Consider the following 243-nt stretch of genomic DNA (forward strand, 5'->3'; position numbering starts at 1 on the left):
CTGGGACGCGCTCTCGGGCTATCCGGCGCCTCCCGAGGCCTGCCTCGTCAATCTCTACGCCAGCGGCGCCCGCATGGGCCTGCACCAGGACCGGGACGAGGACGCTCTCGACGCGCCCGTGGTCTCGCTGTCGCTCGGGGCCACCGCCCTGTTCCGCTACGGCGGCCTCGCCCGCAACGATCCAACCCGTTCGGTGCGCCTGCGCGCCGGTGACGCTCTCGTGATCGGCGGCCCCGCCCGCCT

The 243-nt window shown here is 74.5% G+C and carries 1 protein-coding gene; it reads left to right on the forward strand.

Annotation, left to right across the window (positions count from 1 at the left end; translation table 11 throughout):
- On the forward strand, positions 1-243 hold a 243-nt coding region (locus tag CVH10_RS23555), incomplete at both ends, for an alpha-ketoglutarate-dependent dioxygenase AlkB (protein WP_146143358.1).

Origin of the sequence: Halomonas sp. ND22Bw (genome assembly GCF_003011945.1) — a bacterium.
In the GTDB taxonomy this organism is placed as follows: Bacteria; Pseudomonadota; Gammaproteobacteria; order Pseudomonadales; family Halomonadaceae; genus Halomonas; species Halomonas halophila.